This is a genomic window from Streptomyces sp. NPDC051822, assembly GCF_044452745.1.
In the GTDB taxonomy this organism is placed as follows: domain Bacteria; phylum Actinomycetota; class Actinomycetes; order Streptomycetales; family Streptomycetaceae; genus Streptomyces.
This window is the reverse complement of the sequence record NZ_JBITBZ010000001.1, coordinates 842,185-858,885: the sequence shown is the minus strand read 5'-3', so window position 1 is coordinate 858,885 and position 16,701 is coordinate 842,185. Positions and strand designations below refer to the sequence as shown.

The 16,701-nt window shown below is 71.4% G+C and carries 14 protein-coding genes; 13 read left to right on the top strand and 1 reads right to left on the bottom strand.

Annotation, left to right across the window (positions count from 1 at the left end):
- Positions 1-174: 174 nt before the first annotated feature.
- The 7 genes from rplU to galE all read left to right on the top strand — a co-directional run bounded on the left by rplU (position 175) and on the right by galE (position 9,367).
- The gene (gene rplU, locus ACIA8N_RS03935) at positions 175-495 is read left to right on the top strand and encodes a 50S ribosomal protein L21 (protein WP_030217574.1); all 321 of its coding nucleotides are present in this window, start codon (positions 175-177) and stop codon (positions 493-495) included.
- A 13-nt stretch (positions 496-508) separates the two neighbouring features.
- Positions 509-763: a 50S ribosomal protein L27 gene (gene rpmA / locus ACIA8N_RS03930; protein WP_030317577.1), complete on the top strand. Its 255-nt coding sequence runs from the start codon at positions 509-511 to the stop codon at positions 761-763.
- A gap of 105 nt (positions 764-868) precedes the next feature.
- Complete coding sequence (gene obgE, locus ACIA8N_RS03925) at positions 869-2,308, top strand: GTPase ObgE (protein WP_365786055.1); 1,440 nt, start codon at positions 869-871, stop codon at positions 2,306-2,308.
- 167 nt (positions 2,309-2,475) lie between these two features.
- Positions 2,476-4,122 carry a glycosyltransferase gene (locus ACIA8N_RS03920; RefSeq protein WP_365786053.1) on the top strand — a complete coding sequence of 549 codons (1,647 nt, stop codon included), beginning with the start codon at positions 2,476-2,478 and terminating at the stop codon, positions 4,120-4,122.
- A 208-nt stretch (positions 4,123-4,330) separates the two neighbouring features.
- Positions 4,331-7,114, top strand: coding sequence for a CDP-glycerol glycerophosphotransferase family protein (locus tag ACIA8N_RS03915; protein ID WP_365786051.1), 2,784 nt, complete (start codon positions 4,331-4,333; stop codon positions 7,112-7,114).
- Complete coding sequence (locus ACIA8N_RS03910; protein ID WP_365786049.1) at positions 7,107-8,261, top strand: glycosyltransferase; 1,155 nt, start codon at positions 7,107-7,109, stop codon at positions 8,259-8,261. The genes ACIA8N_RS03915 and ACIA8N_RS03910 overlap by 8 nt, the downstream gene beginning before the upstream one ends.
- Positions 8,262-8,374: 113 nt before the next feature.
- Positions 8,375-9,367 (top strand): UDP-glucose 4-epimerase GalE, encoded by a 993-nt coding sequence (galE, locus tag ACIA8N_RS03905; protein ID WP_365786047.1) that lies wholly within the window; start codon positions 8,375-8,377, stop codon positions 9,365-9,367.
- Positions 9,368-9,437: 70 nt separating this feature from the next.
- Here the strand turns inward: galE and ACIA8N_RS03900 are convergent, their stop codons facing one another.
- Positions 9,438-10,991, bottom strand: coding sequence for a DUF6056 family protein (locus ACIA8N_RS03900; RefSeq protein ID WP_365786045.1), 1,554 nt, complete (start codon positions 10,989-10,991; stop codon positions 9,438-9,440).
- Positions 10,992-11,232: 241 nt separating this feature from the next.
- On the opposite strand from ACIA8N_RS03900, the gene ACIA8N_RS03895 reads away from it, so the two are divergent.
- The 6 genes from ACIA8N_RS03895 to ACIA8N_RS03870 all read left to right on the top strand — a co-directional run bounded on the left by ACIA8N_RS03895 (position 11,233) and on the right by ACIA8N_RS03870 (position 16,638).
- A complete protein-coding gene (locus tag ACIA8N_RS03895) occupies positions 11,233-12,228 on the top strand; it encodes a glycosyltransferase family 2 protein (protein WP_365786043.1) in 996 nt (331 codons plus the stop codon).
- Positions 12,228-12,695, top strand: a complete 468-nt coding sequence (locus tag ACIA8N_RS03890; RefSeq protein WP_365786041.1) for a GtrA family protein — start codon at positions 12,228-12,230, stop codon at positions 12,693-12,695. Before ACIA8N_RS03895 ends, ACIA8N_RS03890 begins: the two co-directional genes overlap by 1 nt.
- A 124-nt stretch (positions 12,696-12,819) precedes the next feature.
- Entirely contained in the window at positions 12,820-13,923 is a 1,104-nt protein-coding gene (gene proB, locus ACIA8N_RS03885) for a glutamate 5-kinase (protein ID WP_365786086.1), read from the top strand.
- A 158-nt stretch (positions 13,924-14,081) separates the two neighbouring features.
- Complete coding sequence (locus tag ACIA8N_RS03880; protein WP_359208764.1) at positions 14,082-14,603, top strand: hypothetical protein; 522 nt, start codon at positions 14,082-14,084, stop codon at positions 14,601-14,603.
- A gap of 105 nt (positions 14,604-14,708) precedes the next feature.
- The gene (locus ACIA8N_RS03875) at positions 14,709-15,992 is read left to right on the top strand and encodes a glutamate-5-semialdehyde dehydrogenase (RefSeq protein ID WP_365786039.1); all 1,284 of its coding nucleotides are present in this window, start codon (positions 14,709-14,711) and stop codon (positions 15,990-15,992) included.
- Positions 15,993-16,068: 76 nt separating this feature from the next.
- Positions 16,069-16,638, top strand: coding sequence for a hypothetical protein (locus ACIA8N_RS03870; RefSeq protein WP_365786037.1), 570 nt, complete (start codon positions 16,069-16,071; stop codon positions 16,636-16,638).
- Positions 16,639-16,701: the final 63 nt, after the last annotated feature.

Here is a 16,701-nt window from a genome sequence, read left to right as displayed (position 1 = left end):
CAGCCGCCCGTAACCTAGACCGTCGGCGTGTCTGTAGATACGCCACGCCTCTGAGCACCTCCCTCCCGCTCGTCGGGAGAGGCCGCTCGTCCGATTCCGGAACGCCGCGGGCCCTCGGGTCCGTGTGAGTGGCTGGCTTCAGAGGTTTCGATCCCGAGTGAGAGAGAGATCCGCGTGTACGCCATCGTGCGCAGCGGTGGTCGCCAGCACAAGGTTGCTGTCGGCGACATCGTTGAGGTTGACAAGATTTCCACTGCCAAGGTTGGCGACACGGTCGAGCTCTCGACCCTGCTCGTTGTCGACGGCGACGCCGTGACCAGCGACCCGTGGGTCCTGGCCGGCATCAAGGTCACGGCCGAGGTCGTCGACCACCACAAGGGTGTCAAGATCGACATCCTGCGTTACAAGAACAAGACCGGCTACCGCCGTCGCCAGGGTCACCGCCAGCAGTACACGGCGATCAAGGTCACCGGTATCCCCGCGGCTGCGAAGTAAGAGGGACTGAGACATGGCACACAAGAAGGGCGCATCGTCCACCCGTAACGGGCGTGACTCCAATGCCCAGCGGCTCGGCGTGAAGCGCTTCGGCGGTCAGGTCGTCAACGCGGGTGAGATCCTGATCCGCCAGCGTGGCACCCACTTCCACCCGGGCTCCGGCGTCGGCCGTGGCGGCGACGACACGCTGTTCGCCCTGCAGGCCGGTTCGGTGCAGTTCGGCACCCACCGTGGCCGCAAGGTCGTGAACATCGTTCCGGTCGCCTGATCGGTTCTTTGCGGAGGCGGACCTCACTTCCCGTTACGGGAAGCGGGTCCGCCTTTCGCGTGTTACTAGATAGACATTCCGCACGTATGTAATGGAGGCACAACCATGACCACCTTCGTGGACCGCGTCGAGCTGCATGTCGCCGCGGGTAACGGAGGCCACGGCTGCGCCTCCGTTCACCGGGAGAAGTTCAAGCCGCTCGGCGGCCCCGACGGCGGCAACGGCGGCCGTGGCGGCGATGTGACCCTGGTCGTCGACCAGGCGGTCACCACGCTCCTCGAGTACCACCACTCCCCGCACCGCAAGGCCACCAACGGCCAGCCCGGCGCCGGTGACAACCGCTCCGGCAAGGACGGCCAGGACCTGGTCCTCCACGTGCCCGACGGCACCGTCGTCCTCGACAAGCAGGGCAACGTGCTCGCCGACCTCGTCGGCCAGGGCACCACCTTCGTCGCCGGCCAGGGCGGCCGCGGCGGCCTCGGCAACGCCGCGCTGTCCTCGGCGCGCCGCAAGGCCCCCGGCTTCGCGCTCCTCGGCGAGCCGGGCGAGGCGCGGGACATCGTCCTGGAGCTGAAGACCGTCGCCGACGTGGCGCTCGTCGGCTACCCGAGCGCCGGCAAGTCCTCGCTCATCTCGGTCCTGTCGGCCGCCAAGCCGAAGATCGCGGACTACCCCTTCACCACCCTGGTGCCGAACCTCGGCGTCGTCACGGCCGGCTCGACGGTCTACACGATCGCCGACGTGCCGGGCCTGATCCCGGGCGCCAGCCAGGGCCGCGGCCTGGGCCTGGAGTTCCTGCGCCACGTCGAGCGCTGCTCGGTCCTGGTGCACGTCCTGGACACGGCGACGCTGGAGTCCGACCGTGACCCGGTCACCGACCTCGACATCATCGAGGAGGAGCTGCGGCAGTACGGAGGCCTGGAGGACCGGCCCCGCATCGTCGTGCTCAACAAGATCGACATCCCGGACGGCCAGGACCTGGCGGAGATGATCCGCCCGGACCTGGAGCAGCGCGGCTACCAGGTGTTCGAGGTCTCCGCCGTGGCCCGTCTCGGCCTCAAGGAGCTCTCCTTCGCCCTCGCCGGCATCGTCGCCGAGGCGCGCGCGTCCAAGCCGAAGGAGGAGGCGACCCGTATCGTCATCCGCCCGAAGGCCGTCGACGACGCGGGCTTCACGGTCACGTACGACGAGGCCGAGGACGTGTACCGGGTGCGCGGCGAGAAGCCGGAGCGCTGGGTCCGCCAGACCGACTTCAACAACGACGAGGCCGTGGGCTACCTGGCCGACCGCCTCAACCGCCTCGGTGTCGAGGACAGGCTGATGAAGGCGGGCGCCCGTGCGGGCGACGGCGTCGCCATCGGCGCCGAGGAGAACGCGGTCGTCTTCGACTGGGAGCCGAGCATGATGGCCGGCGCCGAAATGCTCGGCCGCCGTGGTGAGGACCACCGGCTCGAGGCCCCGCGTCCGGCGGCCCAGCGCCGCCGCGACCGCGACGCGGAGCGCGCCGACCCGGACCGCGAGTTCGACGAGTTCAACCCGTTCTAGCGGGCGGGGCGGCGTCCGCCGCCCCTCGGCTCGGACGGCCGGGCACCTTCGGGTGTCCGGCCGTTTCCGTGCGGGCTCGGGCCGTCCTCCTTCGTGCGGGCAGGGCCGGGCGTTTCGCCGGACTCCGGCCCTCCGGAGGCCGTTCGGGGGACACGTAGGATTCACGGGTGAGTGAGACCCCGCAGCCGCAGACCCCCGCGCGCGCCGGCGCCGTCAGCGTGATCGTCATCGCGTACAACGACGCGGCGCACGTCGGCGACGCCGTCCGTTCCGCCCTCGCCCAGGGCGAGGCGGTCGGCGAGGTGATCGTCGTCGACGACGCCTCAGGGGACACGACCCCCGAGGTGCTCGCCGGGTTCGCCGACGAGCCGCGGGTACGGCCGCTGATCCGGCGGGAGAACAGCGGCGGCTGCGGCACCCCCCGCAACGACGGCATCTCCGCCGCCGTCCACCCGTACGTCCTGTTCCTCGACAGCGACGACCTGCTGCTGCCCGGAGCCGTCGACGGACTGCTCGCCGTCGCCGCCGAGCGGCGCGCCGACGTCGTCGCCGGGATCTGTGTGCGACGCGAGCTCCCCGAGGGCCGCGAGACCGTCTGGGCGCCCTCGCTGTACGACGTGTCCCAGGGCGCCACGCTTCCCGGCACCGTCCTCGACGGCGTCGAGAAGCACCCGGAGTTCGTCCTCGACACGCTCTCCGTCAACAAGCTCTACCGCCGCGACTTCCTCGACCGGCACGCCATCCGCTTCCCCGACGGCGCCTTCCACTACGAGGACTTCGTCTTCAGCGCCCGGGTGCAGGCCGCCGCCCCCCGGCTCGCCGTCACCGACGTCCCCGTCTACGTGTGGCACGTGCGGCGGCAGGCCGCCACCCTGTCGATCTCGCTGCGCCGCGCCTCCCTGGCCAACTGGGAGCACCGGATCGCCGCGCACGCCGCCGTCCTCGACGTGTTCCGTACGGCCGGACGCCCCGCGCTCGCCCGCGCCGCGCAGACGAAGTTCCTCGACTACGACCTCCCCATGTACCTGCGCGAGCTGCCGCAGCGGACCGCCGCCTACCGGGCCGACTGGTGGACCGCCACCCGCGCCCACCTGGCCGGGTTCGAGGCCGGAGCGGTCGCCGAAGCCCAGGCGCCGTCCCGCTGGCTGCACGCCGCGCTCACGGCGCTCGCCGTCGTGCCCGAGGGGTGGGAGCTGACGCGGTTCGTCGAGCTGGCCGCGCCCCTGCCCCGGCTCGTCCCGCCGTACCCGCGCGCAGGGGACGGCACGCCGGTCCTCGCCGCCGCGCCCGCCGACGTACCCCTGGAGGGTCTCGCGGAGATCGCGCCGGCCGAGCTGCCCGTGGCCGTGGACGGTTCCGTGACCGTCGGCGCGTCGACCCGGCTGACCCTGACCGTTCACGATCTGTACGGGCGCGTCGCCGAGCTGGGCCCCACCGCCGTGCGCGTGGTCTTCACGGAGCGGGTCTCCGCGGCCGAGGTGGCCCTCGACGCGCCGCTGCTCCCCACCGACGAGGGCTGGACGGCGACCGTGTCGCTGCCGACCGCGAAGCTGCTCCGCGCGGGCCGGCTCGCCGCCTGGTCGCTCCGTGCGGAGCTGCGGTGCGCGGCGGGAACGATCGGAAACGCCGAGGTCAGAGCCCCGCAGGGAGCCGTGGACCGGCGTGGCATGGTCCTCGGGCGACTGGGCAGGGTGCTGCTCGTCCAGGTCGTGGCGTCGGCGCGGCGCGGGCTCGTCCTGCGCTTCGCGGGCGGTGTGGTCGGCGCCCGGCAGGTGGTGTCGGGCCGCTTCCGGAGGCTGCTTGCGATGCGGTGAACATCACCGAAGGTCCGGGAGAGCAGGTATGGAACAATTCCTCCTGCCGGGTAATCTTTCCGGTCGCCGGGTGGCGCCCATGGAAAACGCGGGGCGGCACCCTTCACCACTGAAGGCAGTAGTGCGCCATCGACCATGGCGCAGGCAGCGCCGCGCCTGGCCGGAACGCGTGCCAGTTGTTGCCGCCCGCACTTGTGAGAGGACTTGGATGCCGACTAGCGACGTCCCTGATGTGAGCGTCGTCGTCATCGTCTACAACGATGAGGAACGGCTCCCGCGAGCGGTTGGGTCACTTCTGGACCAGACCCTGAACAACCTCGAAGTGATCATCGCCGACGACTGCTCGACCGATGGCACCGAGCGGGTCGCTCGCGCCCTCGAGGCATCCGACCCGCGCGTGCGCTACGTACGCCTGGAGCAGAACAGCGGCGGCTGCAGCGCCCCCCGAAACCGCGGCATCGAGGTCGCGCGCGCGCCGTACGTCATGTTCCTCGACAGCGACGACGAGCTGCCCCGGCACGCGTGCAAGAGCCTGCTGCTGGTCGCCGAGGAGACCGGCGTCGACTTCGTCACCGGTGAGGTGACCCGCCTCTTCGAGGAGTCGAACACCACCGGCCTCTGGTACCCGCACCTCTTCACCGAGAAGCGGGTCGTGAACGGCATCGCCGAGCGCCCCGAGTACTTCTTCGACCACCTGTCGACGAACAAGCTCTACCGGACCGCCTTCATCCGGGACAACGCGCTCACCTTCCCCGAGGGCATCCACTACGAGGACCAGCTCTTCTCCGCGCAGGCCTTCTCGCTCGCGGAGACCTTCGCCGTCGTCCCGTGGTCGGTCTACACCTGGCGTCTGGCGCCCGAGAGCGTCTCCATCTCCTCCAGCCGTCACAAGATCCAGAACGTCGCGGACCGCATCGGCGTGGCCCGGCTCATCGACACCTGGTTCACGGAGAACGGCCGCGCGGAGCTGCGCCCGGAGAAGGACTACAAGTTCCTCCGGCACGACTTCCGGCTGTACCTGGGCGACCTGCCGTTCCGCGACGCCGACTGGGTCGCCGAGTTCGCCGACGTGGTCAACCCGTACCTGGACGAGATCTCCGACGAGACCTACGCCCGGCTCTCCCGCGAGGAGCGCATCTGCATCCACCTGCTGCGCACCGGCCGTCTGGACGAGCTCCAGGTCGCCGCCCGCCAGCTGGGCCGGCCGCAGCTCGCCCCGCGCTTCGTGACGGAGGACGGCGAGGTCGCCTACTGGGGTGCCGTCGCCCCCGCCGACGACGCGAGCCGCGCCGAGCTGGACATCAGCGAGTGGTACATGCGCGACCAGGTGCTCGCCACCGGCCGCATCCGCCACGAGCTGACCTCCGTGGCGATGCGGGGCCCGGTCCTGCACCTGGAGATCCGCACGTACGACCCGGCCGGTCTGATCACCGAGGGCACCAAGGCCTCGGTGAAGCTGGCCGCGCACAAGACGCCGCTCACGGTGCCGCTGACCCTCCACCCGGAGGGCGAGGGGCAGTACGTCTCCAAGGCCGCGCTCGACTTCCGCAAGGTGCCCGTCGGCAAGGTGGGCGTGGCGACCCGACGCCACCCCGTGGTCTCCCTGGAGCGCGACGGCGGCCGCCGTACGGACATCCTGCTGGCGAAGCACGACCAGCCGGACTTCCGCGCCACCGTCACGTACCACACGTTCGGCATCCACCACCTCCGCGTCAAGGCGGAGCAGAAGGGTGCCGGACGCCTTGAGGTGACCTGGCAGCGGTCCGGTGTCCTGAAGTCCCTCGAACCGCTCGGCCCCTACGCCCGCAAGGCCAAGGGCAAGGTCGGCAAGGTCAGGAAGATCCTCGTCGGCAACGAGGGCAAGGCCACCGCGTACGACGCCGTGTCCAAGCTCCCGCGCAAGCGCAGCCTCGCCGTGTTCGAGGCGATGGAGGGCCGCGGCTACGCGGACAGCCCGCGCTACATCTACGAGGAGCTCAAGCGCCGGAACCTCCCGATCGACGTGGTCTGGGCGTACTCCGGCGACCGCTCGTCCTTCCCGGAGGACGTCACCCTCGTCAGGCGCGGAAGCTTCGCGTACGGACGTGCGCTGGCCCGTGCCACCTACTGGGTCGACTCGCACAACCTGCCGTACCTGTACCCGAAGCCGAAGGGCACCCGGTACCTGCAGACCTGGCACGGCCAGACCTTCAAGGCGATGGGCTTCGACGTGCCCTCGCTGCGCGGCGCGTCGGAGATCGAGAAGGGGCGCTTCCGCTCCGCGGTGGGCCGCTGGGACGCGCTCGTCTGCCCGAGCGCCGAGTTCGAGCGGACCTTCGTCCCGGCCTTCGAGGTCTCGGCCGACCTGATCCGCTCCGGCTACCCGCGCAACGACGTGCTGGTGCGCTGGGCCGAGCCCGAGCAGCAGGCCAGGGCCGCCTCCGTCCGCGAGGCGCTGAACATCCCGGCCGACAAGAAGGTCCTGCTCTACGCTCCGACCTTCCGTGACGCGGCGCGCCGCACCGGTCAGTCGGTGCGCGTGGACTTCGAGTCGCTGGCCCCGCACCTGTCCGACGAGTGGATCATCGTCGTGCGGACCCACCCGTACGACCGGTTCACGATCGCCCCGGAGCTGGGTCACTTCCTGCGCGACGGCTCCTCCTACGCCGACATCAACGACGTGATGCTGGCCTCGGACGCGGTCCTCACGGACTACTCGTCGCTGATGTTCGACTACGCCAACACGGGCCGTCCGATCATCCTCTACACGGACGACTACGAGGCGTACAAGGGCGGCGACCGCGGCACGTACTACGACCTCGAGGAGATCGCGCCGGGGCCGATGGTGACGACCACCGAGGACCTCGCCGCCGCCGTGCGGGACCTGGAGGGCACCCAGGAGCGCCACGCCCAGCGGTACGCGCGCTTCCAGGAAATGTTCTGCTCGTACGAGACCGGCCACGCCAGCAAGATGGTGGTCGATGCTTTTTTCGAAGGCGGCACCCATGAGTGAGGCATCCCCTGTCCGCAACGTGTTCTTCGTCGGCATCGACGTCGACTCGATGGGCGGATCCCAGCGGGTGCTGCACACCCTGGCCCAGGGCATGGGGGAGCGGGGCCACCGCGTCGAGCTGATCGGCATCCGGCCGAGCCCGGAGCCCTTCCCGTACAACGCCACGCGCGCGTACCGGCACTCGACGCTCTACCCGGCGCCCTCCGAGCCCAAGCCGCCCGTGCGTACGGTCGGCGACCGGATCAGCCTGGCCCGGCGCGCCGACGCCCGGCGGGCCCGGGCCGACCGCGACAACGCGCGGGCGGAGTTCGAGCGGAAGCTCGCCGAGGTCGAGGACGGCTACGTCGTCTTCGGCTCGCCGTGGGCGGTGGACTGGGTCATGCCGCTGAAGTGGCGTCACCTCAAGGGCATCGGGCAGTACCACGAGTCCTTCGCGCAGGCGAAGCGGAGCGCCAACCTGGGCCTGATCCGGCGCCACTACCCGGCGCTCGAACAGACCCTGGTGCTCTCCGAGGGCGACGCCGTCGAGTTCGTCAACCAGCGCGTGCCGAACGTGCGGGTCATGCCGAACCCGCTGCCGTTCTTCCCGGACGAACTGGCCCCGCTCGACACCCGCAAGATCGGTGCGGTCGGCCGGCTCGACCCGATCAAGCGGTACGACCGGATGATCGAGGCCTTCGCGCAGGCGCACAAGGGCCGCGACGGCTGGGAGCTGCACCTCTTCGGCGAGGGCCCGCTGGAGGACGAGCTGCGGATGCGCGCCGAGGACCTCGGCGTCGCCGAGCAGGTCGTCTTCCGGGGCACGGCGCAGGACATGGCCGCCGCGTACCGCGAGCTGTCCGTCGTCGCGATCAGCAGTGAGCGCGAGGGCCGCCCGATGGCGCTGGCCGAGGCCGCCGCCTGCGGTGTGCCGTGTGTGAGCTTCGACGTCTCCGGCGGTGTCCGGGAGCTCGTCGCGGACGGTGTCTCCGGCACCCTGGTGCCGCCGGCCGACGTGCCGGGGCTCGCCGCCGCGCTCGGTGAGCTGATGGACGACGGCGACATGCGTCAGCGGTACGGCAGGGCCGGGCGCGAGCACGTCGCGCACCTGGCGCTGCCGCACGTCCTCGACCAGTGGGAGGCGGCGTTCGAGGAGATCGAGCGCTAGACCCGTGTGACCCCCGAGCCCCGTCCGACCACCTGTCAGGGCGGGGCTCCGGCGTGTCCGGGGCCACTTCCCGGCCTCCGGGAGGGCCCGGAGGCTGTGGCTACACTGTCGGAATGACCTGGCTCATCACCGGCGGCGCCGGTTACATCGGTTCCCACGTCGTCAAAGCAATGACCGAGGGCGGCGAGCACGTCGTCGTGGTCGACGACCTCAGCACCGGCAACCCGGCACGTCTTCCCGAGGGCATCGTCCTCGAAGAGGGCACGGTCCTCGACCGCGCGTTCCTCGACCGCGTGCTGCGCGAGCACCAGATCAAGGGCATCGTCCACCTGGCCGGCAAGAAGCAGGTCGGCGAGTCCGTCGAGAAGCCGCTGTTCTACTACCACGAGAACGTGACGGGTCTCCAGACCATCCTGGACGCGGCGGCCTCCGCGGGCGTGAAGAGCTTCCTCTTCTCCTCCTCCGCCTCCGTCTACGGCATGCCCGACGTGGACCTCGTCACCGAGGACACCGAGTGCCTGCCCCTCAGCCCGTACGGCGAGACCAAGCTCGTCGGCGAGTGGATGGCGCGCGCCGTCGGCAAGGCCCACGGCCTGTCCACGGCCTGCCTGCGCTACTTCAACGTGGCGGGCGCGGCGGCCCCGGAGCTCGCCGACACCGGCGTCTTCAACCTGGTGCCGATGGTCTTCGAGCGTCTCGACGCCGGCGAGTCCCCGCGCATCTTCGGTGACGACTACCCGACGCCGGACGGCACCTGCATCCGCGACTACATCCACGTCGCCGACATCGCGGACGCGCACCTGGCCGCGGCCCGCGCGCTCGCCGCGGCGGGCGAGGCCGGCGAGACCGCCACGCTGACCCTGAACATCGGGCGCGGCGAGGGCGTGTCGGTGCGCGAGATGGTCGACCTGATCAACGAGATCACCGGGCACAGCGTCGAGCCCGTGGTCACCCCGCGCCGCCCGGGCGACCCGGCCCGTGTGGTGGCTTCGGCGGAGCGCATCGAGTCCGAGCTGGGCTGGAAGGCGCAGCACGACGTCCGCACCATGATCAGCTCGGCCTGGGAGGGCTGGGGCGCGAACCGCGCGGCCCGCGCGGCCGTCTGACGTTCTTCTTGAAGCGGGGCGCCCCGGGTGCGGGGTGCCCCGCTTTCGCGTGCGTGGGGGCCTGTGCGGGTCACGGCCGGTGGATGCGGTCCACGCCGTAGTACGTGGCCGTGCACCGCGCCGCCCAGTCCCGCTCGTACGAGGACGCGAAGAGGGGTTCGCTGAGGCGTCCGATGAGGAGCGGCTGGTACGCGACCTCGCGGGCGCCCGCCGCCGCCTCCCCCCGGATGCGGGCGTCCTGGCGGTCCCAGGCGACCGCGCGTACCACCGTGCTCGTGGTCAGTTCGTACACCGGCCGCACCAGGGCGGCCGTGCTGCCGACGGCGATCGCGCCGACCGCCACGAGGGCGGCGACGCGCCCGGCGGGGCGGGGGTGGGCGGGCGCCAGGAGGCGCCGTCCGAGAAGGTGGCCGCCCCACGCCCCGTACGCGCAGAGGACGAGCAGCAGCGGCAGGAGGAAGCTCACCCAGGCGCGGCCGTACGACCATCCGCCGTCTCCGTACCCGCTCCGCAGTCCGAACACGACGGCCAGCGAGGCCAGGCCGATCAGCGGCAGCGGCAGGAGCACGGCGGCGCGGAACAGGGCGTGCGCGCGGACGCCCGTGGGGCGGCGCCGGGCGCTCCCGGCCCGGTGGGGGCCGGCGGCGGCGAGCGCCAGGCCGAGCAGCGCGCCGACGGCGACGGCTCCCAGATAGGCCCACTGGCCGCCGATCGTCAGCCAGAGGCGACACCAGTCGCGGAGCGCTTCCCCGATCCCCTCGGCCGACAGATGCTCCTGCGGACGCTGGGCGCGGCGCCAGCGCGCGCCCGGTGAGGTGTAGAGGAGGACGAGGCCGCAGAGGAGCCCGAGGCAGGCCGCCGCGCACCAGGTGGACACGTATCTGTCCCGCGCCCAGCCGAACCGGGGCAGGCAGAGGATGCCCACGGTGACCGCGAACACCCCGGCCACCAGGGCGAACGGTTCGCTCAGCATGCCGACCGCCGCTCCGACCAGGAGCACCGAGACCACCGCCGCGCTCCTGGCCCACCGCGCACCGCGACGCGCGGCCCGGACGGCGCCGAGCACGGTCCAGAGCCCGATCACGCTCGGCACGGTGTGGGAGATCGTGGCCGGCGCCCAGAGCAGGACCTGGTACGCGCGCGTACCGGCGAAGAACAGCAGGGCTTCGAGCATCAGGACCGCCGCCGCGGTCGCCACCACCGGGAGCGGCAGTCGCAGGGCGCGCAGCACCTCCCGGGCGAGGAGGAACAGGCCGACGCCGAGCGCGACCACGAGGAAGGCGGGCAGCAGTTTCGGCCCGCGCATGTCGTCGGAGTAGAGCAGACCGGTCAGGAAGGCGTTGGTGACGCGCCCGTTCTGGGTGCGGTAGAAGTCCGCGGTGATGCCGAGGACACCCATGTCCCGGCTCTTCCATAGGGCGCACCAGTCGTCCGACGTGGGGCGGACGTAGAAGCCGAGGAAGGCGCCGACCGCGAGCAGCGCCCCGGTGCCGGCGGCGACGACGAGGGCGACGCCGCTCAGTGCCCGGCGCTGCCGGCCCCCGTGGTCGGTGTCGACGTCGGTGTCCTCTCCGTCCTCCGGTCTCCGTGCGTCACCGCGTTCCGAGATGGTCGTCCTGCTCACCGTGATCGCTCCCGCCGGCCCGAGGGTCGTCCCTATGGGTGACAAATGGTGTAAAAATGCCAGGTATATCAATATCTGGCGCGCATGCTTTGCTGCATGGACGACATGCCGACCGGGGGTGGTCACTCGGGAGACGCCGGGCGGTCACCGCCGCTCCGTACCCTGGCCGCGCTGCTCGAAGGAGAGTTCGGTGGCGGTCCCTCAGGACGTACTCTCGCCCATCCCTCTGGAGTGACCGTTCATGACCAGGCTTTCCGTCGTCGTCCCCTGCTTCAACGAGGAGGACGTCGTCGACCGCTTCGACGCCCGGATGCGTCAGGTGCTCGACTCCCTGCCGGTCGGCTATGAGATCTGCTACGTCGACGACGGCAGCTCCGACGGAACGCTGGACAAGCTCCGCGCCATCGCCGCCCGGCACCCGCACCGGACCCAGTACGCCTCCTTCAGCCGCAACTTCGGCAAGGAGGCCGCCATGCTCGCCGGCCTCCGCAAGTCCACCGGCGACGCCGTCGTCATCATGGACGCCGACCTCCAGCACCCGCCCGAGCTCCTCGCGCGCATGCTGGACCTGCACCACCAGGGCCACGACCAGGTCATGGCGCGCCGGACCCGCGAAGGGGACAAGAAGCTCCGCTCCGCGCTCAGCCGCGTGTACTACCGGGCCGTCAACCGCTGGGTCGACGTGGAACTCACCGACGGCGTCGGCGACTTCCGGCTGCTGTCCCGCCCCGCCGTCGACGCCCTGCTCTCGCTGCCGGAGTACAACCGCTTCTCCAAGGGGCTCTTCTCCTGGATCGGCTTCGACACCGTCACCTTCGACTACCAGAACGCCGCACGCGAGGGCGGTGAGACGAAGTGGAAGTTCAGCTCCCTGGTCAACTACGGCATGGACGGGCTGATCTCCTTCAACAACCGTCCGCTGCGCATCGCCCTCTGGCTCGGGATGATGCTCACCGGCCTCGCCGCCGTCTACGCCGTCTGGGTGACCGCCGCCGCCCTCAGCCAGGGCGTCACCGCCCCCGGTTACGTCACCCTGGTCGCGATCATCGTCGGTCTCGGGGGCGTGCAGATGGTGATGCTGGGCCTGATCGGCGAGTACATCGGCCGCATCTACTACGAGACCAAACGCCGGCCGCACTTCCTCGTGAAGGAGACCCACCGCTCCTTCGGGCGCGGGGCCGCCGAACGCGCCGCCGCCGAGCGGATCCGCGTCCCGGCCACCGAGCGGGAGCACTGATGGGCGACGGCCCCCGCACGGCGCGGCGCGCACGGTTCGCCGAGATCCTCCGCTTCGCCCTGGTCGGCGGGGTCAACACCGGCACCTTCTTCGGGTGTTACCTGCTGCTCCACCCCTGGATGCCGTACTTCGCCGCGTACTCCCTCGCCTTCCTCCTCAGCATGATCGGCTCCTTCTTCCTCAACACCTACTTCACCTACCGCACCCGCCCGACCTGGAAGAAGTTCGCCCTCTTCCCCCTCACCAACGTCACCAACTACCTGGTGCAGAGCGTCGGTCTGTACGCGCTCGTCACCTGGGCCGGAATGGACGACAGGATCGCGCCCCTCGTCGCGGCGGTCGTCGCCATCCCGTTCACCTACCTCATCTCCCAGCGGATCCTCGTCCCCCGGAACACCGGGACGGATCCCGCCGACCCCGGTCCAGGGACCGAAACGGACGAGCGGCAGCCCTCCCGGCTCGCGTAGATTGCCTGGCAGCCGCGGCCGGCGAGAACCATGCGGCGCGCGGGAAAGCCGAGTGAGGACGACGCAGGTGGCGGCACAGGTGACGACGCGGGTGACGGGACAGACGGACGTGGCAAGGCAGTACGTGACGGAGGCCCGCAGGATCGTCGTCAAGGTCGGCTCCTCCTCGCTCACCACGGCCTCCGGGGGACTCGACGCCGACCGCGTCGACGCCCTCGTCGACGTGCTCGCCAAGGTGCGCAGCGGTGGCGAGAAGGAGATCGTCCTCGTCTCCTCCGGCGCCATCGCCGCGGGTCTCGCACCGCTCGGCCTCACCCGCCGCCCCAAGGACCTGGCCCGTCAGCAGGCCGCCGCCAGCGTCGGCCAGGGCCTCCTCGTCGCCCGCTACACCGCCTCCTTCGCCCGCTACGGCGTCCGCGTCGGACAGGTCCTCCTCACCACCGACGACACCAGCCGGCGCGCCCACTACCGCAACGCGTACCGGACCCTCGACCAGCTCCTCGCGATGGGCGCGCTGCCCGTCGTCAACGAGAACGACACCGTCGCCACGGACGAGATCCGCTTCGGCGACAACGACCGGCTCGCCGCCCTCGTCGCGCATCTGGTCCGCGCCGACCTGCTCGTCCTCCTCTCCGACGTCGACGGTCTCTACGACGGGGACCCGTCCAAGCACGGCACGTCGAGGATCACGGAGGTCACCGGGCCCGAGTCCATCGCCCACGTGGAGATCGGCTCGGCCGGCAAGGCGGGCGTCGGCACCGGCGGCATGGTCACCAAGGTCGAGGCCGCCAGGATCGCCGCGGCCGCCGGCATCCCCGTGGTCCTCACCTCCGCGAGCCGCGCCGCCGACGCCCTCGCCGGCCGTGACACCGGCACGTACTTCCACCGCACCGGCCGCCGCTCGGCCGACCGGCTCCTCTGGCTCGCCCACGCCTCCACCCCGCAGGGCTCCCTCACCCTGGACGACGGAGCCGTGCGAGCGGTCGTCGAGGGCAAGAAGTCCCTGCTCGCGGCCGGTGTCGCGGGCGTCGAGGGCGACTTCGTGGCCGGCGACCCCGTCGAACTCCGCGACACCGCGGGCCGGGCCGTCGCCCGCGGTCTCGTCAACTTCGACGCCAAGGAGATGCCCCGGATGCTCGGGCGCTCCACCCCCGAGCTCGCCAAGGCGCTCGGACCCGAGTACGAGCGCGAGGTCGTCCACCGCGACGACCTGGTCGTCATCCGCTGACCCCCCGCTCCCCTCCTGAAACGGCTGAAAGTGCGGCCATCCGGAAGGGACGTTTACCAAAACCGCCCCACGTGCCGCCTCGGACTGGTCAACTTTGTCTCGGGGGTAAGAGAGCAGGGCGGGGTACAGCACCACACGCATCACACAGGAGGCCGCCGGTGAGACGAGCGCGCCCAGGGGCACCGCCCCGAGGGACTGCCGAACGCGCCCTGACCAGTGTCGAGGCCGGAGCCGACTTCGACGAGGCACGGGACAGGTCCACGGACAGAAAGACCGAGACCACCACCGAGACACGAGAGGTTCGCGAGGCGCGTGAGGCACGCGTCAGGGAACAGCCCGTGTCCAAACTCTGGCACATCACCCTCAGCGTGTCGGGTGTGGAGTCACCGCTGAAGGAGGTGCGCCGCGGGCTCGAACAGCTGGCCCATGACCACCCCTTCCTGCTGACCAGCCGGTACGCCAACGACCATGCCGAGATCAGGTACTGGGAGGAGGCCCGCGACCTGCACGACGCCGCGGCCGTCGCCCTGCGCCTCTGGGGCGAGCACCGGCAGACCGCCAAGCTGCCGCCATGGGAGATCGTCGGCCTCGAGGTCATCGACCGCGAGACCTACCACCAGCGGATCGCGGAGGGCTACGGCCCGCCGCCCGCCGCTCCGGTCGGCGTCCACCCGTACTGAACCGCGAAGACCCGTCCCGGGACGTGCGTCCCGCGGTCGGAGACGCACGTCTCGGAGTGCGGGATACGTGAGGGATGTCCGCAGGGCTGCCAGTACCCTGCGGGCATGACCTCGCTCACGCCCCTCGACAACCTCTCCCCGGTCACCCGGGCCGCCTACCGGGCCCGTGGCGCCGCCGCCGAAATCGCGCCACTCCCGCGCGCGGCCAAGGACGACGCCCTGCTGGCGATCGCGGACGCCCTCGAAGTCCGCACGGCCGAGATCGTCGAGGCCAACGCCGAGGACATCGCCAAGGCCCGGGCAGCCGGGACCAGCGAGTCGATCATCGACCGGCTCACCCTGACCCCCGAGCGCGTCCGCGCCATCGCCGCCGACGTCCGTGACGTCGCCGCGCTGCCCGACCCCGTCGGCGAGGTCGTCCGGGGCTCGACCCTCCCCAACGGCATCGACCTGCGCCAGGTCCGCGTGCCGCTCGGCGTCGTCGGCATCATCTACGAGGCCCGCCCCAACGTCACCGTCGACGCCGCGGCCCTCTGCCTCAAGTCCGGCAACGCCGTCCTGCTCCGCGGCTCCTCCTCCGCCTACGCCTCCAACACCGCCCTGGTGACGGTCCTGCGCGACGCCGTCGGCGGCGCCGGCCTGCCCGCCGACGCCGTCCAGCTCGTCCCCGGCGAGTCCCGCGAGTCGGTCCGCGAGCTGATGCGCGCCCGCGGCCTCGTCGACGTCCTCATCCCGCGCGGCGGCGCCTCCCTGATCAGGACGGTCGTCGAGGAGTCCACCGTCCCCGTCATCGAGACCGGCACCGGCAACTGCCACGTCTACGTGGACGCGCAGACCGACCTCGACATGGCCGTCGACATCCTGATCAACTCCAAGGCCCACCGGGTCAGCGTCTGCAACGCGGCCGAGACCCTCCTCGTCCACCAGGACGTCGCCGCGGCCTTCCTGCCGAGGGCCCTCGACGCCCTCGCGGAGGCCGGCGTCACCGTCCACGCCGACGAGCGGGTCCTCGCCCTCGCCGAGGGCTCCAAGGCCACCGTCGTACCGGCCACCCCCGAGGACTGGGAGACCGAGTACCTGTCGTACGACATCGCCGCCGCCGTCGTCGACTCCCTCGACAAGGCCGTCGAGCACATCCGGACGTGGTCCTCCGGCCACACCGAGGCGATCGTCACCACCTCGCAGGCCGCGGCCCGCCGCTTCACCCAGCTGGTCGACTCCACCACGGTGACCGTGAACGCCTCCACCCGGTTCACGGACGGCGGACAGTTCGGCTTCGGCGCGGAGATCGGGATCTCCACCCAGAAGCTGCACGCCCGCGGCCCCATGGGCCTTCCGGAGCTGACCTCGACCAAGTACATCGTCACCGGTGACGGTCACGTGCGGTAAACACTCCTTTCGGTACGGGCGGGGAGGTCTCGCACTCTCCCTGCCCAAAACCACCTCGCGGGTCTACTCTGAATCCGTGCCGGACGACGTGGGGGGCAGGCCGTTCCAGGACGGCGGGGACCCCGAGGACTCTGTCGACCGCGGAGGCGCCGACGAGGTCTACGCCGACGTGGTGTTCGACGAGGACTTCGTGCGGGCCGCGGCCGTTCACGAGCCGACCGCCGTGGAGCGCCTCCTCGCAGCCGCCCAGGCCCGCGCCGAGGCGGAGGCCGCCAAGGCCCGCGCAGGCGGCGGACCGGGCGAGGACGACCCCTACGAGGGCTCCCACGACCACAGCGGCCTCACCTACGAGCCTGACGACATCGGCGACGACGCCAGCCCCTACGGACGCCACGGCGGCGCCCTGCGGCCCTACCGGGGCAGCCCTCGGTGGCACCGGCCCGTCGCCTGGCTCCTCGCGCTCCTCATGGGGATCGGCATGGTCGCCCTGGCCTTCAGCGCCGTCTACCGGGGAGCCGCCGCCAACCGCCAGGACCCGGTCCCCCCGCCGGCCACCACCGGCGTCGACACCCCGAGTCCCAACCCGGCCCCACCGGCCCCACCGGCCGCCCGCGCACCCGTGGCCCGCTCGGCGTCCGCCGAATAGCCCTGACGGCGGAATTCTTCCGCACTTGGCGTGTACCTGGGCGTTTACCGAGGCCCCCGCAGA